General features: G+C 69.1%; 18 protein-coding genes and 1 pseudogene. 12 read left to right on the plus strand and 7 right to left on the minus strand.

All coding sequences use genetic code 11. The features are described 5' to 3' along the window. The first annotated feature begins 115 nt into the window (after positions 1 to 115). A complete protein-coding gene (gene hisN, locus AB0H50_RS05245) occupies positions 116 to 901 on the plus strand; it encodes a histidinol-phosphatase (RefSeq protein ID WP_357446979.1) in 786 nt (261 codons plus the stop codon). Here the strand turns inward: hisN and AB0H50_RS05250 are convergent. The 3 genes from AB0H50_RS05250 to AB0H50_RS05260 form a co-directional block, all read right to left on the minus strand. Next, a complete protein-coding gene (locus tag AB0H50_RS05250; protein ID WP_357446982.1) occupies positions 898 to 1,425 on the minus strand; it encodes a GNAT family N-acetyltransferase in 528 nt (175 codons plus the stop codon). The two genes, hisN and AB0H50_RS05250, sit on opposite strands and share 4 nt — an antisense overlap. A 38-nt stretch (positions 1,426 to 1,463) precedes the next feature. After that, positions 1,464 to 2,366, minus strand: a complete 903-nt coding sequence (locus tag AB0H50_RS05255) for an SMP-30/gluconolactonase/LRE family protein (RefSeq protein ID WP_357446985.1) — start codon at positions 2,364 to 2,366, stop codon at positions 1,464 to 1,466. Positions 2,367 to 2,489: 123 nt separating this feature from the next. Continuing rightward, positions 2,490 to 2,750 (minus strand): hypothetical protein, encoded by a 261-nt coding sequence (locus tag AB0H50_RS05260; protein WP_357446989.1) that lies wholly within the window; start codon positions 2,748 to 2,750, stop codon positions 2,490 to 2,492. On the opposite strand from AB0H50_RS05260, the gene AB0H50_RS05265 reads away from it, so the two are divergent. Continuing rightward, on the plus strand, positions 2,664 to 3,647 hold the full coding sequence (locus AB0H50_RS05265) for an alpha/beta hydrolase (RefSeq protein WP_357447304.1): 984 nt from the start codon (positions 2,664 to 2,666) through the stop codon (positions 3,645 to 3,647). The genes AB0H50_RS05260 and AB0H50_RS05265 overlap by 87 nt on opposite strands. An 84-nt stretch (positions 3,648 to 3,731) precedes the next feature. Here AB0H50_RS05265 and AB0H50_RS05270 read toward each other — a convergent pair. Together AB0H50_RS05270 and AB0H50_RS05275 are read right to left on the minus strand one after the other, a co-directional pair. Next, positions 3,732 to 4,598 (minus strand): annotated as a pseudogene (locus AB0H50_RS05270) (glycosyltransferase family 39 protein); the annotation flags it as partial. Between the two features lie 251 nt (positions 4,599 to 4,849). Beyond that, a complete protein-coding gene (locus tag AB0H50_RS05275) occupies positions 4,850 to 5,152 on the minus strand; it encodes a hypothetical protein (RefSeq protein ID WP_357446991.1) in 303 nt (100 codons plus the stop codon). Between the two features lie 288 nt (positions 5,153 to 5,440). Between AB0H50_RS05275 and AB0H50_RS05280 the strand changes: the two genes are divergently transcribed. The 3 genes from AB0H50_RS05280 to AB0H50_RS05290 all read left to right on the plus strand — a co-directional run bounded on the left by AB0H50_RS05280 (position 5,441) and on the right by AB0H50_RS05290 (position 8,911). Then, entirely contained in the window at positions 5,441 to 6,838 is a 1,398-nt protein-coding gene (locus AB0H50_RS05280) for an acyl-CoA dehydrogenase family protein (protein WP_357446994.1), read from the plus strand. A 34-nt stretch (positions 6,839 to 6,872) separates the two neighbouring features. Further along, complete coding sequence (locus tag AB0H50_RS05285) at positions 6,873 to 8,096, plus strand: acyl-CoA dehydrogenase family protein (protein ID WP_357446997.1); 1,224 nt, start codon at positions 6,873 to 6,875, stop codon at positions 8,094 to 8,096. 173 nt (positions 8,097 to 8,269) lie between these two features. Then, positions 8,270 to 8,911, plus strand: coding sequence for a hypothetical protein (locus tag AB0H50_RS05290; protein ID WP_357447000.1), 642 nt, complete (start codon positions 8,270 to 8,272; stop codon positions 8,909 to 8,911). 71 nt (positions 8,912 to 8,982) lie between these two features. Here AB0H50_RS05290 and AB0H50_RS05295 read toward each other — a convergent pair whose 3' ends face one another. Further along, a complete protein-coding gene (locus AB0H50_RS05295; RefSeq protein WP_357447003.1) occupies positions 8,983 to 9,960 on the minus strand; it encodes an acyl-ACP desaturase in 978 nt (325 codons plus the stop codon). Between the two features lie 242 nt (positions 9,961 to 10,202). On the opposite strand from AB0H50_RS05295, the gene AB0H50_RS05300 reads away from it, so the two are divergent. From AB0H50_RS05300 to AB0H50_RS05325, 6 genes are all read left to right on the plus strand, one after another. Continuing rightward, entirely contained in the window at positions 10,203 to 11,822 is a 1,620-nt protein-coding gene (locus tag AB0H50_RS05300) for an acyl-CoA synthetase (protein ID WP_357447006.1), read from the plus strand. Between the two features lie 211 nt (positions 11,823 to 12,033). Next, the gene (locus AB0H50_RS05305; protein ID WP_357447009.1) at positions 12,034 to 13,689 is read left to right on the plus strand and encodes an acyl-CoA synthetase; all 1,656 of its coding nucleotides are present in this window, start codon (positions 12,034 to 12,036) and stop codon (positions 13,687 to 13,689) included. A 134-nt stretch (positions 13,690 to 13,823) separates the two neighbouring features. Continuing rightward, the gene (locus AB0H50_RS05310) at positions 13,824 to 15,392 is read left to right on the plus strand and encodes a TerD family protein (RefSeq protein WP_357447012.1); all 1,569 of its coding nucleotides are present in this window, start codon (positions 13,824 to 13,826) and stop codon (positions 15,390 to 15,392) included. Positions 15,393 to 15,493: 101 nt separating this feature from the next. Continuing rightward, the gene (locus tag AB0H50_RS05315) at positions 15,494 to 16,057 is read left to right on the plus strand and encodes a hypothetical protein (protein ID WP_357447015.1); all 564 of its coding nucleotides are present in this window, start codon (positions 15,494 to 15,496) and stop codon (positions 16,055 to 16,057) included. A 206-nt stretch (positions 16,058 to 16,263) separates the two neighbouring features. After that, positions 16,264 to 17,736, plus strand: a complete 1,473-nt coding sequence (locus AB0H50_RS05320) for a PepSY-associated TM helix domain-containing protein (protein ID WP_357447018.1) — start codon at positions 16,264 to 16,266, stop codon at positions 17,734 to 17,736. Positions 17,737 to 17,871: 135 nt separating this feature from the next. Continuing rightward, positions 17,872 to 18,582, plus strand: a complete 711-nt coding sequence (locus AB0H50_RS05325) for a hypothetical protein (RefSeq protein ID WP_357447021.1) — start codon at positions 17,872 to 17,874, stop codon at positions 18,580 to 18,582. Between the two features lie 21 nt (positions 18,583 to 18,603). Here AB0H50_RS05325 and AB0H50_RS05330 read toward each other — a convergent pair whose 3' ends face one another. Next, complete coding sequence (locus AB0H50_RS05330; protein ID WP_357447023.1) at positions 18,604 to 18,735, minus strand: hypothetical protein; 132 nt, start codon at positions 18,733 to 18,735, stop codon at positions 18,604 to 18,606. Here AB0H50_RS05330 and AB0H50_RS05335 point away from each other — a divergent pair. Next, positions 18,734 to 19,204 (plus strand): DUF4383 domain-containing protein, encoded by a 471-nt coding sequence (locus tag AB0H50_RS05335; protein WP_357447026.1) that lies wholly within the window; start codon positions 18,734 to 18,736, stop codon positions 19,202 to 19,204. The two genes, AB0H50_RS05330 and AB0H50_RS05335, sit on opposite strands and share 2 nt — an antisense overlap. Positions 19,205 to 19,304 lie beyond the last annotated feature (100 nt).

Raw genomic sequence — 19,304 nt, forward strand, 5'->3', positions numbered from 1 at the left:
CGGGGACGTTCTAGGCGTTGGGCGGCCTGTACGTCGGGTGTGCCGCCACCTTGGTCCGGCCGTACGCGGGCTGTCGACGGCCCGCGTCGGGCTGCGTCCATTAGGGTTTGCTGACGTGGCTGCTCACTCCTCTGACCTCGAACTCGCGTTGCGGCTGGCCGACGCGGCCGACACGATCACCAAGGCGCGGTTCGGCGCGCTGGATCTGAAGGTGGACGCGAAGCCGGACCTGACGCCGGTCTCGGACGCCGACCTCGCGGTGGAGCGGGCGATCCGCCAGATGCTGGCGCACGAGCGGCCGCAGGACTCGGTGCTCGGCGAGGAGTTCGGCGGCGACGCGGAATTCCGCGGGCGGCAGTGGGTGGTCGACCCGATCGACGGCACGAAGAACTTCGTGCGCGGCGTGCCGATCTGGGCCAGCCTGATCGCGCTGCTGGAGGACGGCGTGCCGGTGGTGGGCGTGGTGAGCGCGCCGGCGCTGGCGCGGCGCTGGTGGGCGGCGGCGGGTTCGGGTGCATGGACGACCTTCCATCCCGGTGCGCCCCACCCGATTTCGGTGTCCGCCGTCGCCGAGCTCGACTCGGCGAGTCTCGCCTTCTCCAGCCTGTCCGGCTGGCGCGAGCGCGGGATGCGCGAGGACTTCCTCGCGCTCACCGACGACGTGTGGCGGGTGCGCGGGTACGGCGACTTCTTCAGCTACTGCCTGCTCGCCGAAGGCGCGGTCGACATCGCGACCGAACCCGAAGTGTCGCTGTGGGATCTGGCCGCCCTCGACATCCTGGTCCGCGAAGCGGGCGGCGTGTTCACGTCGCTGTCCGGCACGCCGGGCCCGCACGGCGGCGACGCCGTCGCCAGCAACGGTCTGCTGCACGAGGCGGTGCTTTCCCGCTTCGCGCGCTAGCTCAGCAGCTTCTCCATCAACACGACGCGGTCGGTGCCGTGGAACTGCGGCGGCAGCGTCGTCTCCCGCAGCTCGGTGAAACCCTGTGCGGCGTAATACTTCCTGAGCGGCCCGTTATCCGCGGCGGCATCCAGGCGCTGCCGGTCGAGGCCACGAGCGAGGGTGCGTTCGGCGCAGAACGCGAGCACCCGCGCGCCCATGCCGTGACCGCGGTGGCCGGGCGCGACCATGAGTCCGTGCACGTACCCGGCCTCGATCTCGCCCTCGCCCCAGAAGTCGGGGTCGTGCCAGACCATCCGCACGGCCGCCACCACCTCCCCGGTCGGCTCGCGGCGCACGTACCACTCGCCGCGGGTCGCCTCCCGCGCGAGAACCGCGACGGGATACTCACCGGGTAGCCACTGTCTGATGCCGTTGGCCACCATCCAGCGCGCCAGACTGTCGCGCAGGGCGATGAGAGGGGCGGCGTCGGCCGTGGTCGCCGGAACCATGTCGAGGGGTTCGCGCGTGTGGGAATCCACCATGCCAGCCAACCTACTTGCCGCGCGGGCGCATGTTCCGGCTATCGCCGCCGTTCGTCGGCGGGAGTGAGATCGAGCCCGGCCGGCGGACGCAATCGGCGCAGGGTGCCGTCCATGCTCGTCACGTACAGCGCCCAGCCGTCGCCCTCGCGCACGATGCGCACCGATGTCGCACCGTCCGGCGGGTTGCGCAACGGGCTCGGCTTGATCAGTCCGGTGATGATGGCGCAGGCCGCGCCGGTCGCGGTGTCGACTCGGTAGACGGCGCCAAGCGTGTGGTCGGCGACGAACAGCTGGCCGTCGCGGGTGGCCTCCATGTCGTCGGGAAGCGCGAGCAGCTGCGGAATGCCCGAGACGACGGTCCAGGTGCCAGGGGCGTCCAGCGGGATGCGGAAGATCTTCAGCTCCATGCTGTCGGTGAACACGGACCGGCCGTCCGGCGCGAGGGCGAGTCCGTTGGTCAGCGGCAGCGGCGACCAGGTTTTGGTGTACTCGCGGGTGGACGGGCGGTAGCGCGAGATGCCGGTCGGCGCGGACTTGATGCCGATGGTGGTGAACAGCAAGTCCCCGTCGGGAAGCACCAGCAGGCCGTTCGGTCCGTTGAGGTCGGTCAGCAGGACTTCGACCGCGCCGGTGTCGAGGTCGTAGCGCTGCAACGTACCCGGTGCGGCGTCCAGGCCGTCGCCGGTCAGGAAGTACACGGAGCGGCCGACCACACGCACGCCCGCGGGGTGATCGAGCCCGGTGAGCAGCGGTTCGAAGCGGCCGGAGGCGTCGACGTGGGCGAGGAATCCGTCGAGGATGCCGGTGACGTAGAACCCGCCTGCGCCGTCGCTGTCGAGATTCTCCAGATTGCCCACGCCCTCGACCACGGTCTCGGCGACCCATCCCTGAGCGCACGAGGCGGGCACGAAATCCGCCCGCGCCGTGGGTGATCCGATCATCAGTCCAGTAGCGATCGTCAAGACCGCGGAGCCGAAACGCTTACTCCCCATCCCTGATGGCATGCGGCATACGCTAACACCGCCGCGCAGTGGATGACCTGGCCGAAGATTCGTGCGCTCGAATCAGTCTCGGTCGAGCCAGTCCCGGATCGCGTCGCGCTGCACCGCGAGCAGGGCGCGCCGCCTGCCGAGTTCGGCGATCTTGCTGCCGAGCTCGGCATAGCGCTGGGGGCAAGCGGCTCGATCGCGAGCAATTTCGGCGGCATCGTTCCGGCGCTGGCCGCGTCGCACACCGTGGTGGCCTCCGATTACCCGGGCGACGACACCCGGCTCGACCTCGACGCGCTGGCCGATGCCCTGGTCGCGGCCGCGGTGGACGCGCACGTCGAGGCCTTCACCGTCATCGGGTTCTCGCTCGGCACCGCCGTGGCGGTGCGTGCGGCGGTGCGGCATCCCGGCCGGGTCCGCGGGCTACTGCTGGCCGCGGGCTTCGCGAAGCCGGACAACCGCGCCAGGATCATAGGTTCAGCCGAGATGCTTTGTGCGCGGCCAGAGTTCGTGCCAGGGCGCGCGCGGCTCCCGGCAGACGAACAGCGGCTCGCCCTGTTCGTCGTTGTCGATGCCGAAGCCGTTGTCGATGCGGCCCGCCGGTTCGACGGTGGCGCACATTTCGACAAGGTGCTCGCGCTCGATGCCGACGGTGAGCACCTCGGCGGCGGTGTCGGGCGGTGGCCCCCACCACCAGTAGGCGTTGTGACCGGAGTGCGGTGTCCGCAGGTCATAGGGCGCGCCGAAGCGTTCGATTGCGCCCGCCTCGCCGTAGTTGGCGGTGAGCACGGCGACGTCGCGACCCAAACCCGCACGGACAGCGCCTATTCGGCGGACGAATTCCGGCCATCCGATGGTCTCCCCCGCGTCGTAGTTCACCGCGAGCACCGGCGACCCCGGCAGCGCCGAGACCGGGAGAACCGGAAGGAACAACACGGCCGAGCCGATCGCGTTCACCGTCACGACCGCACAGGCCCCGGCCCAGCGCCCACGCCGCTGACCGAGCAGGGCGGCCAGCGGCACCGCGCCCGCGGCGAGCAGGATCGGATACATCCCGCCCAGGTAATAGGCCTTCCCGCCGGTCAGCAGAAAGACGACGAACAGCAGACCGTAGGCGACGGGAAAGGCGCGATAGCGCGGTTCCCGCCAGAGCCACAACAGCCCGTAGATCCACAGCGGCGTCAGCAGCGGACCCATCAGCCCCAATTGCAACAGCACGAACGTGATCGGTGAATCGGACGTGCCGGACGAGCCGCCCGCGATCGCCCGCCCGACGTCCCACTGCGGCCATCCGTTGCCCGCCTGCCACCACAGATACGGCAGCCAGAACAGGGCGGTCACCCCGACCGCCACCGGAAAGTATCTGGTCGCCAAGACCTTTCGCGGACCGACCACGAGCAGCGCGACCATCAGCGCCGCGGCGGGAAAGATCAGCAGCGACTTGTTCAGCAGGCCGAGCCCGGCAACCAGCCCGATCGCAAGCCACCAGCGGGGGTCGGCGCGGTCACCGTCGATGGCCGATTCCGCGGTCACGACCGGATCGACGAACTCCACGACGGCAGCGCCCGCGGCAGCAGCTGGATCCACTGACCTCGCGCCCGCCACCCCATCAGCGGCCTCTACTACTGCATGGTTCCCAGCAGCGGCCGGATCCACAGAACTCGCAGCACCATCGGCGGACTCCACGACGGCAGGGTCCGCCGCAGCGGCAGGGCCCGAAGACCGCGCGACCGCCACCCCGCCCCCGGATTCCGCGCCAGGCCCCGGCCCAGCGGGGTCGCGCAGCAACCGCAACACCAACAACCCCAGCACCGACCACGCCGCCAGATCGAACACCGCTGTGCTCAGCAGGTGCCCCGCACCCTGGACCAGCGCGGCGCTCGCGACCGCCGCCGCGGCCAGGGCCCGCGCCGCGCGGCCTCCGCCGAATTCCCGGGCCATCAGCCCGGCGCACACAACTACAACGGTCGCCGCGAGAACGGCGGGAGCCCGCAGCAGCGGCAACGATTCGGGATCGATCGCCGCCATCGCCCTGGCCACCAGCGGCGTCAGAGGCGGCTGATCCGCATAGCCCCACGCGGGGTGCCTGCCCGCGGCGAGAAAGTACAGCTCATCGCGGTGGTAGCCGTACCGATTCGAGAACGCGACCAGCACGGCGGCGAAAATCCCCGCCACCCAGTACATCCGGCCACGATGACACACCCCCGCGCATCCGGCTACACCTCACACGAAGCACCGGCCACCGAGCACCCGCGCCCCCATCCGGCGGCACGGCTCGGCCTCCCACGCCGCGCGCCCGGCCAGGGCGCAACGGTGCCGCTCACCAGTTCCTTCCGCACCCGACCAGCGGCGGCCCAGATGCACAGCGCCCCAAGCGTCCAGCCCCGCGAGACGACCGCATCGTCCGATCCGACCGCCTCGCGGGGCCGTCGACGTCAGCCCGCGCTACCGGGCCGCGCGGATCCGGTGCCCGACCCCGACGCGGATCCGGACCCGCCGGAGCCGGAGCCCGCCGACCCGGACGGGAAGCCGACCTCGCCGGAGCCGAGGTCGATGCCCGTCCCCGCCTCACCGGAGCCGAAGTCCAGTACCGGTGCGCCGGAACCGAAATCGACCCGCGGGGGCCCGCCCGGATCCACATCGATGGGCACCAACGGCAATCCGGGCGCGGCGACCGCCGCCGGTGCGCCCAACCCCACCGTCACCGCGAACCCGGCCAATACCACAAGCCGCTTCATGAACAAGACCTCCATCTCGGGGGCAGACCAAACGTGCCGACACCGTAGCCGAATCGCGCGCATTGTGAAGTAGATTCGTTTCACTACTTGGCAATCGTGAGACTTCACCGAAAATCGACCGCACACCTGGGACGGAGACGCGAATCGCGCACCGGATCGTCGGCCACCGCCAACCTCCGGCAGCATCGAGGGAATGGCCACTCGACGGTCTTCTTACTCTGGAGTAAGGTAGCCTTACTCAGGAGTAAGATAGCTGGGGTAAGACCTCACCCACCCACCCGAGAAGACATGGTGATGATGAGCACTCGAGACAGCGCAACGACGCGACGTCAAGACACGTCCGCCGTCGGCCTCAACCAGCCCAAGCGGGACTGGATGGGCGCCGCGATGCGGGTCATGACAACCCTCACCGGGTCGGAGCTCGCCGAGAAGTACAACCTGCGCAAGCCGATCGAGCGAGTCACCTACGAAGGCACCAAGACCGGCTTCCGCACCCTCGGTGCGGCCACCCGCGCGTTCAACAAGGTCGCCGGCGGCGGCGCGCCGAAGCGGCTCGCGGACAACGAGTCGAAAAAGAAGGGCCTCTTCGACATCACCCCGTCCGACGAGCAGCAGATGATCGTCGAGACCGTGCGCGAATTCGCCGCCGAGATCCTGCGTCCCGCGGCTTACGAGGCCGACAACTCTGCCAAGGCGCCGCGCGACCTGCTCGAGCGCGCTGCCGAACTCGGCATCACCCTGATCAACGTGCCCGAGGAGCTCGAGGGTGCGGCCTCCGAACGCGGCGCGGTCACCAACTCGATGGTCGCCGAGGCGCTCGCCCACGGCGACATGGGTCTGGCGCTGCCGATCCTGGCGCCGAGTGGCGTCGCGGTCGCGCTCTCCCAGTGGGGCACCGACTCGCAGCAGAAGACCTACCTGCCCGCCTTCACCGGCGAGAACGTGCCGCAGGCCTCGGTCGTGATCAACGAGCCGCGCGCGCTGTTCGACCCGTTCACCTTGCAGACCAAGGCCACCCGCTCGCCGAGCGGCTACCGCCTCAACGGCGTCAAGAGCCTGGTGCCCGCCGCAGCGGACGCCGAGCTGTTCCTGATCGCCGCCGAGCTCGACGGCCGTCCCGCCCTGTTCATCGTCGAGTCCAACTCGCCGGGCCTGGTCGTGGAGGCCGATCCGAGCATGGGTCTGCGCGCCGCTGGCATCGGCCGTCTGCTTCTCAACGACGTGGCGGTGGCCGCCGACGCCGTGCTCGGCGACGGCGACGCCAAGACCCGCGCAGAGGAATACGCCGACGCGGTACGCCTGGCGCGCCTGGGCTGGGCTTCGCTCGCCGCCGGCACCGGCCAGGCCGTGCTGGACTACGTGATTCCCTACGTCAACGAGCGCGAGGCGTTCGGCGAGCCGATCTCGCACCGCCAGGCGGTCGCGTTCATGGTCGCCAACATCGCGATCGAACTCGACGGTCTGCGGCTCGTGACCCTGCGGGGTGCGTCACGCGCCGAGCAGGGCCTTTCCTTCGGCCGCGAAGCGGCGCTGGCCCGCAAGCTCGCCACCGACAAAGGCATGCAGATCGGTCTGGACGGCGTGCAGCTGCTCGGCGGCCATGGCTTCACCAAGGAACACCCGGTCGAGCGCTGGTACCGCGATCTGCGGGCCATCGGCGTCGCCGAGGGTGTCGTGCTCATCTGATCGGCCCGTTCCTTCCTTCAGGAGACCTTCCACAATGATCAATCTCGAACTCCCCAAGAAGCTGCGGGCCAGCGCCAACCAGGCCCACCAGGTCGCCTCGGAGATCTTCCGGCCGATCTCGCGCAAGTACGACCTCGGCGAGCACGAATACCCGGTCGAGCTGGACACCATGGCCGCCATGGTCGAGGGCCTCGCCGACTCCGGCACCCAGAAGATCGGCGGCGCCGCGGGCGGCCGCTCGAGCGAGTCCGACCCGCACGCCACCGAGTTGCTCGGAAACACCAACGGCGGCAACATGTCCGCGCTGCTGAACGCGCTGGAGACCTCGTGGGGCGACGTCGGCCTGATGCTGTCCATCCCCTACCAGGGCCTGGGCAACGCGGCCATCGCGGCCGTCGCCACCGATGAGCAGCTGAAGCGGTTCGGCAAGGTGTGGGCCGCGATGGCGATCACCGAGCCGTCCTTCGGTTCCGACTCCGCCGCCGTCACCACCACCGCCGTGCGCGACGGTGACGAGTGGGTGCTCAACGGCGAGAAGATCTTCGTCACCGCGGGCCAGCGCGCCACCCACATCGTGGTGTGGGCGAGCGTCGACAAGAGCCTCGGCCGCGCGGCGATCAAGTCGTTCGTCGTGCCGCGGGACGCTCCCGGTCTCTCGGTGGCGCGGCTGGAGCACAAGCTCGGCATCAAGGCCTCCGACACCGCCGTGCTCCTGTTGCAGGACTGCCGGATTCCCGCCGACAACATCCTCGGCAGCCCGGAAGTCAACGTGGAGAAGGGTTTCGCGGGGGTCATGCAGACCTTCGACAACACCCGTCCGCTGGTTGCCGCCATGGCGGTCGGCGTGGCGCGCGCCGCGCTCGAGGAACTGCGCGCCATCCTGACCGGCGCGGGTATCGAGATCTCCTACGACACCCCGGCGATCAACCAGCACGCCGCGGCGGCCGAATTCCTGCGCATGGAAGCCGACTACGAGTCCGCCTACCTGCTCGCGCTCCGCGCGGCGTGGATGGCCGACAACAAGAAGCCCAACTCGCTGGAAGCCTCCATGTCGAAGGCGAAGGCGGGCCGCACCGGCACCGACGTCACCCTCAAGGCCGTCGAACTGGCAGGCACCATCGGCTACTCCCAGCGCACCCTGCTGGAGAAGTGGGGCCGCGACTCGAAGATCCTCGACATCTTCGAAGGAACACAGCAGATCCAGCAACTCATCGTCGCGCGCCGGGTGCTCGGCAAGACCAGCGCCGAGCTCAAGTGACGCGCTAGCGACGAACACGCCGAAACCGGTGCGGGGTTGGGTGACCCCGCACCGGTTTCCGGTTTCGGGGTTGGGGTGTGGTTCGGGATCGGCTATGGTCTCGAAGGGTTACCGTTATCTGCGGGCGAATTTCAGTAAGGGCTGTACCAAGGACTCTGGCAAGGAGATTGGTTATGCGTCGACTGAGTTTCAAGCGTCATCTCACCGCGGCGGCGGCCGTTTCGGCTGTTCTCGCGACGGTGTTCAGCGGAAGTGCAGCGGCGGAGCCCGAGCTTCCGACCGTGGATTGGGGCATCGCGATGCAGAAGCTGCGCGAGGCCGCGGAGGGCAACCCGATGGCGGAGGAAGCCATCGATCGCCTGCTCGCCATGCCGGGCAGGATGCCCGCGCCAAGCCGGATCGCGCTGCCCGCCCAGCCGTTCCAGATTCCGGCCCAGTCCGACATCGGGCGCGGCGAAGGGCCCGGCGTGTACGGGTCGGGCATCGCGCTCGGCGTCGACGGCTTCCGCCTCGGCTTCTTCGGCGGCCCCGGCACCATTGCGCCGAACCAGGGCGGCGCCAAGCTGGAAGCGCTGTGGGTCAACCTGTCCAGCGGCCGCAGCGGCACCGAGGTGCTCTACGAGCACAACGATGTCCCGGTGGATACCACCATCCGCTCCCGCACGCTCAACCTCGGCCCCGGCATGATCGTCTCGGCCGTGTACGGAACACTGTGGCACCGCTGGTCGGTCCCTGTCAGCGACGCCAACCCGGACGGCTTCCAATACCAGCGCGGCACCATCTCCATACCCTCGATGGGCGCCGTCTACAACTGATCCCGTCGTGTGTCGCGGCGGCAGGCACGAGGCCGCCGCGACGCACGAGAATCCGCCGACGCCAAGCCTTCTCAGACCCGTCCGGAATCATCCGCGTCGGTCGACAATCGACGGGCCGCCTCCGCCATCAGAATGCGATCGCGCCGCTCCTCGAACCGCGCCGCGTCACGCTCCAGCTTCTCCAGAAACGCGTTCAACTCCTCCCGGCACCGTTCACCGCTAGCACTGAAATCATTGCGGCCGAACACATTCCACTGACGCAACACCGGCAATAGCACGTCCTCCCTATGCTGGGGCGGATCGTAGATGCCGTGTTTCGCGATGAGCGCGGCCTTGCGCCGGAAGTCGGGCATGCCGACGCCGGGCATCTGGAACTTCCGCACGATCATCGCGATCGCCTCCAACGTCTGGTCCGGCGCGAGATCCAATGCGGCACCGCACATATTGCGATAGAAGACCATGTGCAGGTTCTCGTCGGCGGCGATGCGTTGCAGCATCTTGTCCGCGATCGGGTCGTTGCACACCTTGCCGGTGTTGCGATGGCTGACCCGGGTGGCCAGCTCCTGGAACGTCACGTACGCCAGGCCGTAGAGCACGTTCGTGTCGTCCCAGGCGGCGGGGGTATCGGCGCCTTTGGTCATGTGCACCATGCGCGCGTGTTCCAGCGCGACCGGATCGACACCCCTGGTGACCACCAGGTAGTCGCGCATCGTGATGCCGTGCCGGTTCTCCTCGGCGGTCCACCGGCCGACCCAGCTGCCCCACGCACCGTCCGTGGAGAAGTTCTCGGCGATCTCGCGGTGGTAGGAGGGCAGGTTGTCCTCGGTGAGCAGGTTGACCACCATGGCTGCCTTGGCCACCTCGGAAAGCCGCGACTGGCTCGGTTCCCAGTCGGCCCCGCCCATCGCCGCGAAGTTGCGACCCTCGCTCCACGGCACGTACTCATGCGGTTGCCAGTTCTTGGCCGTCGCCAGGTGCCGGTTCAGCTCGCGCTCGGCGACCGGCTCCAGCTCGATCAGCAGTTCCAATTGGGACAGATTTCTCGGCATTCTCGTTCTCCCCTCCGGACGGCAGGCGTCGTACGGCGGCTCGGGCGGGTGGCGAGGTCGCCGGTGCAGGACACGGCGCCGTCCGGAGAGATCCGCGCCGGCTGAGCCCGTCACCTAGCCACCATTGTCCGCTTTGTCGTCTTTATTTGTGACCCAGGCCACGTTCGCTGCTACGGTAGGCATCCACATAGCCGAGTTCGCGTGGGCGAGTGCCGACGCGAAGGTCAGTGGAGGTGTTCGTAGTGAGCGTGGCGCGTGCGCTGGAAACCGTGAAAGCTTTGGGGGTGCTGCGGTCTCGCGGAGTCAGTGATCCCAAGGCGCCGCTGGAAACCCTGCGCACTATGCGCGAGACCAAGGTCTACGGCCCGCAGGCGGCTCTGGTCCGGCATTCCGCCCGCATCGCGCCCGACCGGGTCGCCCTCGCGGACGAACGCGGCGAGCTGACCTATCGCCAGCTGGACGAGCAGTCCACCGCCGTCGCTCGCGGTCTGCACGACGCCGGGATCACCCAGGGCACCGTGATCGGCGTGCTGGCGCGCGACCACCGCGGCCTGATCATGTCGATGATCGCCGCGGGCAAGCTAGGCGCCCGGATCGCGCTGATGAACACCGGCTTCGCCAAGCCGCAGTTCGCCGAGGTGTGCGTCCGCGAGAAGGTCAAGGCGGTGCTGCACGACAGCGAGTTCCTCGGCCTGCTCGACGCGCTACCCGCGGACCTGCCGCGCTACCTGACCTGGGTGGACGAGGGCGCCCAACTGCCGGAGGGCGCGCAGACCTTCGACGACCTGATCGCGATGAACTCCGGCGAGCCGCTGCCCGCGCCGACCAAGCCCGGCGGCTTCATCATCCTGACCAGCGGCACCACCGGCCTGCCCAAGGGCGCGCCGCGCACCAAGGTGACGCCGATGGCCACCGCGCAGTTCGTCGACCGCATCCCGTTCCAGAAGTTCGGCACGATGGTGATCGTCTCGCCGATCTTCCACAGCACCGGTCTCGGCACCTGGCTGGTCGGCACGGTGCTGTCCAACAAGATCGTGATGCGCCGCCGCTTCGACGCCGAGGCGACGCTGAAGATGGTGTCCGATCACAAAGCCGACATGTTGGTCGCGGTCCCGACCATGCTGCACCGCATGGTCGAGCTGCCCGAGGAGGTGCGCGCCAAGTACGACACCTCCTCGCTGAAGGCCATCGTGCTGGCCGGTTCCGCGCTCTCGCCCGAGCTGTGCGTCCGCGCCGCCGAGGTGTTCGGCCCGGTGCTGCACAACCTGTACGGCTCGACCGAGGTCGCGATCGCCACCATCGCCAAGCCGGAAGAACTGGCGCAGGCGCCGGGCACGGTCGGCCGCCCGCCGATCACCTGCGACGTGCGGCTCTACGACGACAACGACCAGCCGGTCGCCGACCGCAACGTCACCGCGCGCATCTTCGTCCGCAGCGGCGCGCCGTTCGAGGGCTACACCGACGGCAGGAACAAGCAGATCATCGACGGCTACATGTCCAGCGGCGACGTGGGCCACTTCGACGACAACGGCCTGCTGATGGTGGACGGCCGCGACGACGACATGATCGTTTCGGGCGGCGAGAACGTCTTCCCGCAGGAGGTGGAGAACCTGCTGCTGGAGCGGCCCGACGTGTTCGACGCGGCGGTGATCGGCGTGGACGACGTGGAGTTCGGCAAGCGGCTGCGCGCCTTCATCGTTCCCGAGCCCGGCCACACGCCCGACGGCGAGGAGCTCAAGGCCTACGTCAAGGACAACCTGGCCAGGTACAAGGTGCCGCGCGAGGTGGTCTTCCTCGACGACCTGCCGCGCAACCCCACCGGGAAGCTGCTGCGCAGGGTGCTCGTGGAGTACCAGGTCTAGGCGTGACCGATCCGGGTCGCGAATCGGAGCCGTTGCGGCGCAATCCGATTCGCGACCCGAGAGGTACCCGAAAGACGAGACCTCCGCGCGGTGAGATGGATGACACACTCGGAAACAGTTGCTTGCTATTGTTAGCGCCAGCACTGGATCTCGATGTTGCGGTCCACACCACCCCGAGTCCCGGTGGATGGACCGCGAAAGGTTGTCCTCTATGTCTTTGTCCTTTCCCGCGCTCGGCGGTTCCGTACGCAAGGCCGGTGACCTCGCGCTCGGCGTGAACGTCATGGTCAAGCGGGGCCTGTTCAACCCGCTGCGCCCGGACCACGCCGCACGCTCGGCGTTCAACGTGCTGAAGTTCGGTCCGTTCGCCGGCGTGGTCATGCACGCCGCACAGACCAGGCCGCAGGCGGCCGCCATCGTGGACGAGCGCGGCGAGCTGACCTTCGGCCTGCTGAACGAGCAGTCCAATGCCTTCGCGCGCGGGCTCGAAGCGCAGGGCATCCGGGCAGGCGACGTGGTCGCGGTGCTGGCGCGCGATCACCGCGGCATGGTGCTGAGCCTGCTGGCCGCGGGCAAGCTCGGCGTGCGCGCGGTGCTGATGAACACCGGCTTCGCCAAGCCGCAGTTCGCCGACGTCGCCGCCCGCGAGAAGGTCAAGGCCGTGCTGCACGACAGCGAGTTCCTCGACCTGATGAGCGCCATCCCCGCCGAGATCCCGCGCATCCTCACCTGGGTGGACGAAAAGGACGGTGCCGACCCGTCGATTCCGACCGTCGAATCGCTGTCCGCGGGCCGCTCCACCGCGCCGCTGCCCGCACCGGCCAAGCCCGGCGGCATGGTCATCCTGACCAGCGGCACCACCGGCACCCCGAAGGGCGCGCCGCGCGACCGGGTCAGCCCGTTCGCCTCGGCACAGTTCGTCGACCGGGTGCCGCTGCCCGCCAACGGCACGATGATCATGGCCGCGCCGATCTTCCACGGCACCGGCCTCTCCCAGTTCACCCTGGGTCTGGCGCTGGGCAATCGGGTCATCTTCCAGCAGCGCCGCTTCGACCCCGAGCAGACGCTGGCCAATATCGAGAAGTACCGGGCCGATTCGCTGGTGGTCGTGCCCACGATGCTGCAGCGCATCCTCGACCTGGGCGACGACGTGCTCGCCAAGTACGACGTACGCAGCATCAAGGTGATCTTCGCGGCGGGCTCGGCCATCGCGCCCGACGTGGTCACCCGCACCCTCGACCACTTCAACGACAGCCTTTACAACCTGTACGGCTCCACCGAGTGCGCGGTGATGACCGTGGCCACCCCTGCGGATATGCGTAAGTCGCCGACCACCGCGGGCCGCGCGCCCGTCGGCATCCGCATCGTGCTGCTCGACGAGAAGCGCAAGCCGATCACCGAGCCGAACGTCACCGGAACCATCTTCGTGGACAACGGTTTCGCGTTCACCGGCTACACCGATGGACGCACCAAGGAGATCGTCGACGGCATGATGTCCAGCGGCGACGTCGGGCACTTCGACGCCGATGGCCTGCTCTACATCGACGGCCGCGACGACGACATGATCGTCTCCGGTGGCGAGAACGTCTTCCCGCTCGAGGTGGAGAATCTGATCGCCGGGCGCGAGGACGTCTTCGAGGCCGCGGTGGTCGGCGTCGACGACCGCGACTACGGAAAGCGGCTGCGCGCGTTCGTCGTTCCCGGCCCGGACTCCCAGCGCGATCCGCAGGAGATCAAGGACTTCGTCAAGGCGAACCTGGCCCGCTACAAGGTGCCGCGCGAGGTGATCTTCCTCGACGAACTGCCGCGCAACGCCACCGGCAAGCTGCTGCGCAAGCCGTTGATCGAGATGGAGATCGACGGCTGAGCTGCGCGCATTCGCGCTGATTTCTCGCGCGGCGCCCGTGTTCGCCGAGCACGGGCGCCGCGCGAGCCGTCGACCCCCACGGTTCGCTCGTATTAGGCTTGCGCGGGAGGGCAATTCGAGGACAGGGGCGCGCGATGTCCAGCGTGATCAGCAAGGGTGGGAACGTCGCGCTGGGTGGAGGGCGATTGCACGTCACCGTGGCGCCCGCTGGCATCGATCTCTGGGTGTTGTGTGTGCGCGACCATGGCAAGGTCGGCGACGACAGCGAATTCGTCTTCTACAACCAGCCCGTCTCGCCGGACGGTGCGGTGCGCCTGACCGACGGCGCGATCTGCATCGACCTGCCGAGCGTCGGCGCGGTGACCGACCGGCTGGTGGTCGCGGCGTCGGTGGACAACGGCGTGTTCGGCGGCATCCCGCTCGCGGTCCGCATCACCGAGGACGGCGGGCTCGCCCACGATCTGCCCATCACCGGCCTGAGCTCGGAGACGACGGTCATCCTCGGCGAGGTGTATCGCCGCGCGAGCGGCTGGAAGCTGCGTAACGTTGCGCAGGGCTATGCCAGCGGATTGGCCGGGCTGGCAACCGATTTCGGCATTGCCGTCGACGGCGAGCCCGCAGCGCAGGCAGCTCCTCCTGCCGCGCAGGCGTTTTCGTCACCTTCTGCGCAGGGCTTCTCGCCGCCCGCAGCGCAGGGCTTCTCCCCGCCTTCGGCGCAGGCGTTTTCGCCGCCTGCAGCGCAGGGCTTTTCGACGCCTTCGGCGCCGCCCGCCGGACCGTCGACCGGTGCGATGTTCCCGCCGCCCGGCCCTCCGGCAGTCGCGCCTCCCGGTCCGGCGTTCGGCCCTTATCCGCCTGCCGCGCAATCATTTCCACCACGGCCCGCGCAGGTGCCACCCGCTCCCCCACGGGGGACGATGCCGCCGCCTCAACCGGTGATGCCGCCTCAGCCGATCGCGCCGCCCCAGCCAACAGCTCCGCCCCCGCAGACAGCGCCGCCCCCGCAGACAGCGCCGCCCCAGCCGATCGCGGCGCTTCAGCCGACAGCTCCGCCCCAACAAATGGTGCCCTCACCCGGCGTGAATTTCACCAAGGGCGCGGTCACGCTGACGAAGAACGCCCCGCCGGTCCTGCTGGAGAAGGCTCCCGTGATCCGACTACGGGTGGCCTGGGCCAGCGGCTCCGACTACGAGGCCTACGCGCTGGTCGTACTCAAAACCGGCGAGGTGGTGCACGTGGCCACCTTCGACGCCAAAGACACCCCGGCCAACCCGCAATACCGCGATCTGGTCCGTCATCTGGGCGACCGCGGCCGTGGGCATGTCCGGCGCGGCGGCGGGCAGGCCGAGGAGATCATCGAGGTCCGCTTCGCGCCCGAGATCGTCGCGATCGTGCCGGTGGCGTACTCGGCGATCAACAACGGCACCGGATCGTTCTTCAAATACCGGGTCTCGCTCGCCATCGAGAACGGCGCCGACCATGTGGTGATCCCGGCCGATCAGGCCAAGAAGTCCAGCTGGATCTTCACCTGCGTGCCCGGCGTCGTCTACAACCGCCCCGAGGGCGTGCTCGTCGAACGGCTGGAGCTCTACAGCAAGCGGTTCTCCGAATTCCGGCCCGCGGTGTACCTGCAACCCGACGGCCGCGTCGAGGTGCGGATGGACAAGGGTCCCATCAATCAGTACAAGGCCGACCGGACCTGAGCCTCCCTAGAGTTTCCGGACGGAAACTCCTGGTCGAGGCCGATTTCCAGGATCACGCCGACCTGGTCGGAGACCAGTAACAGGTCCGTTATCATCAGCGGGTGAGAATCGAGTTCGGTCGGTCGGCTGCGGGACGTCGCAGCGCCGTCGCGCGGCTGCGCGGCGGGTCGGCCGGGGCGATCTCGGGAACCGTCTCCATCGCGGCCCACGGCTGGGCGTCGGGCGGCATGGCCCCCGATAGCACCACCCTCGCGCTGCTCGCCGCCGCCTCCGCGGTCGTCGGCGCGCTCGTCGCCGGGCTCGCGCCGTTGCGCGACACCGCGGCGGGTCTGATCACGGCGCTGGTCGGCGGTCAGCTGCTCGGCCACGTCGCCATGGGCTTCAGCTCCGGGCATCTGCATCACGGCGACACCCAGCTGACCCCGCAGATGCTCGCCGCGCACATTGTCGCCGCCTGTGTGGCCGCGGTCGTCATCCGCGGCGCCGAGGCGGCCTATCGGATCGGCACCGCCGTCCTGGCCCGGGTGTTCCCGGTCCACCACCGGGTACCTGTCATCCCGGACGCGGCTCCGCTGCGCACCACCCACCGCGACCGCGTCATCCTGCGGATACTCGCCGCCGAGACGCTGCGCACCCGCGGCCCGCCGCTGCTCGTTCACGTCTGATTTCACCCTCACCCGGTGCACGAACGCGCTGTTCGTGTGCTGCCGTCGTCCCGCGTTCCACTGCGGGGCGGCCACGCGGGTCCGGGCTTTCACCCGGGCGATGTCACACATTGCGCACGCCGAGCACTCCTCGGTGCTGTCGGCATGCGTCGCGCCGCTGTCTGGCGCACGCACCGGGTTCCAGAAACCTCAGAAACGAAACGACCGTGAGCACAACAGAAACCATCACCCCCGACGCCGAATCCTCGGCGCCGCCACCCGAATCCGCCGAGCGGCGCAAACCCTCGGCCCGCAACGGCCTGCAGACGCTGGCCATGCGGCTGCACTTCTACGCGGGCGTCTTCGTGGCGCCTTTCATCCTGATCGCGGCCGTCACCGGCGCGCTCTACGCCATCTCCCCGACCCTGGAGGCGTTCGTCTCCCGCGACCTGCTGACGGTCGAACCGGGCGAAACGGCAAAGCCTCTCTCGGAGCAGGTCACCGCCGCGGTGGCGACCCGGCCGGACCTGGCGCTCGCCGCGGTCTCGCCCGCTCCGGGACCGGAGGACACCACGCGGGTCATCTTCACCGACCCTTCGCTGGGCGAATCCGAGCGCCGCGCGGTGTTCGTCAACCCCTACACCGCCCAGCCGGTCGGCGAATCCGTCGTCTACGGCAGCTCGGGAGCGCTGCCCCTGCGCACCTGGATCGACAAGCTGCACCGCGATCTGCACCTCGGCGAGCCGGGCCGGATCTACAGCGAGCTCGCCGCCTCGTGGCTCTGGGTCATCGCGCTGGCCGGTCTGGTGCTGTGGTTCCGCCGCGTCCGCGCGCGCAGGCAGCGCAACTCGGCCGCCTGGCTGTTCGCCCCCGACCGCTCCAAGGGCGGCCGCGGCCGGACGATGAACTGGCACGGGGCCATCGGCGTCTGGATCCTGCCGCTGATCCTGCTGCTCTCGGCCACCGGCATGACCTGGTCCACCTACGCGGGCGACAACATCACCGAGCTGCGCAAGCACCTCAGCTGGACGACGCCCGCCGTGAGCACTGCCATGCCCGGCGCGTCCGCGCCCGATCACTCCGCGGGCGGCGACCACCACGGCGGCGGGCATGCTCCGGCGCCACAGCCTGCCGACCCGCAAACCCGCATCGCGCAGGTGGATCGGGTGTACGAGGCTGCCAGGGCCGCTGGCGTGACCCAGGCGGTGGAGATCGCGATTCCGCCGAAGCCGGACAAGGCGTTCGCCGTGAAGGAACGGCGCATGCCGGGCATCTACACCGTCGACGCGGTCGCGGTGGACGGCGCCACCGGCAGCATCACCGACCGGCTCGCCTTCGCCGACTGGCCGCTGATGGCCAAGCTCACCAACTGGGGCATCGCCTTCCACATGGGCGTGCTGTTCGGTCTGCCGAACCAGCTACTGCTGCTCGCCGCCATGATCGGCCTGATCGTGGTGATCGTGTTCGGCTACCTGATGTGGTGGCGCCGTCGTCCGACCCGCGGTGCGCGTTTCGCACTCGGCCGGGCTCCGCGCCGCGGCGCGTTGCGCGCCACCTCGCCGTGGCTCGCGCTGCCCGTGCTGGCGGCCGCGGTGGTCGTCGGCTGGTTCGTGCCGCTGGTCGGTCTGAGCCTGCTCGCGTTCCTGGCCGTGGACGTCACGGTCGGGCTCGTCGGACGGCTGCGCACCGCCGCGTCCTGATCCCGCACTGAAACCTCGCGCCGGGCGGACCATCCCGGCGAGTCACATCACGGCCTGCCGGTTCGTCGTAGGTATGGCCGTCGTCCTGTCGCGCGCCCCGCGACACCCCAGACAACACAAGGAATTCACAGCACCATGAAGATCACCAAGTTCGCCATCGCCGCCGCCTTCCTGACCAGCGCGGTCGGCATCGCCGCGGGCACGAGCTCGGCGGCCCCGGTCGCCGACGCCGCTCCCGCCGCGATCAACTACACGGCGAACGCCACAGAGACTTCCTCGATCGTCTCCATCGACGCGGGCTCGCTCGTCGTCGAGGACGACGCCTTGAAGATCAAGGCCGCCGACGGCACCGTCGTCGCAGGAACACCGCTGAAGTTCCGTATCGACGAATTCGAGTTCCCCATCGCCGCCGACATCGCCGACCGCACCGCCACCCTCACTCCGCAGCTCTCCATGGACAAGGCCGTCTACAAGCCGGTCGCGCTGCCCTTCGAGGACAAGGCTCCCTGGAAGAACGAATACGACAGGGAAAAGGACGCCTGGTCCCGCATGACCAGCACCATCGGCATGGGCGCGAGCATCGGCACCCTGGTCGGCGGCCTCGGTGGCGGGGCCGTCGGCTGCGTGCTCGGCGGCATCGTCGGCGCCACCGTCGCCTCGGCCACCATCATCGGCCTTTTCGGCCCCTTCATCCCCGCCGCCGCTGTCGGCTGCATCGGCGGCATCCTCGCCGTCGGCGCCCTCGGCACCCTCGCCGGGCAGATCTTCGTGACCGCACCGGTCGCCGTCGGCGCGGCCATCCAGTACTTCACCACCATCAACTCGCCCTTCGACCAGGGTAAGTGAGCCGCCGAGAGAAACCCCGCTTCACCTGCGCGAACCCCGTTCGGCCTTCGGCCGGGCGGGGTTCGCCGCGTCCCTGGCCGCCCGTTTGCCCGCGCACGGCCCAGGTATGCGGCCGGTGTACCAGTTGCCTGCACACAGAAAGGCGTCTGCCATGGCAACATTCGACGCCACCACGCGGACCAACCAATGGTCCCCCGTGCGAATCGCCGCTTTCGCGGTCGGCGCGGTCTTCCTGCTGGTCGGCGTTCTCGGTTTCATCCCGGGCATCACGACCGACTACGACACCCTCGACTGGGCCGGACACCATTCCGAAGCAAAGCTTCTCGGGATCTTCCAGGTGTCCGTCCTGCACAACATCGTCCACCTCGCCTTCGGCGTCGCGGGTCTGCTCGCGTCCCGAGCGGCGAACGCCGCCGCGGGCTTCCTGATCGGCGGCGGGGCGATCTATCTGGTTCTGTGGCTGTACGGGTTGGTCATAGATCAGGCCAGCAGCGCGAACTTCGTTCCGGTCAACACCGCCGACAACTGGCTGCACTTCGGGCTCGGAGCCGGCATGGTCGTCCTCGGCCTCGCATTGCCCCGCCTGACCGTCGGCCGCAGACACACCGGCTTGCTGGACTGACCACAGAAAGAAAACTCATGAGCACCTTGGCCGCCACCGTGGACGTCGACGTACCGGTCCACACCGCCTACAGGGCCACGAAACAGGCGCTTGGCGCGGC

The sequence above is a fragment of the Nocardia sp. NPDC050793 genome (assembly GCF_040654065.1).
GTDB lineage: Bacteria > Actinomycetota > Actinomycetes > Mycobacteriales > Mycobacteriaceae > Nocardia.

Bases quoted from the DNA above. Each gene is read 5' to 3' on its own strand.
- AB0H50_RS05330 (WP_357447023.1), bottom strand. From the start codon at position 18,735: ATGGCAGACGCCTTTCTGTGTGCAGGCAACTGGTACACCGGCCGCATA.
- AB0H50_RS05310 (WP_357447012.1), top strand. From the start codon at position 13,824: ATGTCCAGCGTGATCAGCAAGGGTGGGAACGTCGCGCTGGGTGGAGGG.
- AB0H50_RS05275 (WP_357446991.1), bottom strand. From the start codon at position 5,152: ATGAAGCGGCTTGTGGTATTGGCCGGGTTCGCGGTGACGGTGGGGTTG.
- AB0H50_RS05335 (WP_357447026.1), top strand. From the start codon at position 18,734: ATGGCAACATTCGACGCCACCACGCGGACCAACCAATGGTCCCCCGTG.
- AB0H50_RS05290 (WP_357447000.1), top strand. From the start codon at position 8,270: ATGCGTCGACTGAGTTTCAAGCGTCATCTCACCGCGGCGGCGGCCGTT.
- AB0H50_RS05305 (WP_357447009.1), top strand. From the start codon at position 12,034: ATGTCTTTGTCCTTTCCCGCGCTCGGCGGTTCCGTACGCAAGGCCGGT.
- AB0H50_RS05325 (WP_357447021.1), top strand. From the start codon at position 17,872: ATGAAGATCACCAAGTTCGCCATCGCCGCCGCCTTCCTGACCAGCGCG.
- AB0H50_RS05295 (WP_357447003.1), bottom strand. From the start codon at position 9,960: ATGCCGAGAAATCTGTCCCAATTGGAACTGCTGATCGAGCTGGAGCCG.
- AB0H50_RS05250 (WP_357446982.1), bottom strand. From the start codon at position 1,425: ATGGTGGATTCCCACACGCGCGAACCCCTCGACATGGTTCCGGCGACC.
- AB0H50_RS05285 (WP_357446997.1), top strand. From the start codon at position 6,873: ATGATCAATCTCGAACTCCCCAAGAAGCTGCGGGCCAGCGCCAACCAG.
- AB0H50_RS05280 (WP_357446994.1), top strand. From the start codon at position 5,441: ATGGTGATGATGAGCACTCGAGACAGCGCAACGACGCGACGTCAAGAC.
- AB0H50_RS05255 (WP_357446985.1), bottom strand. From the start codon at position 2,366: ATGATCGGATCACCCACGGCGCGGGCGGATTTCGTGCCCGCCTCGTGC.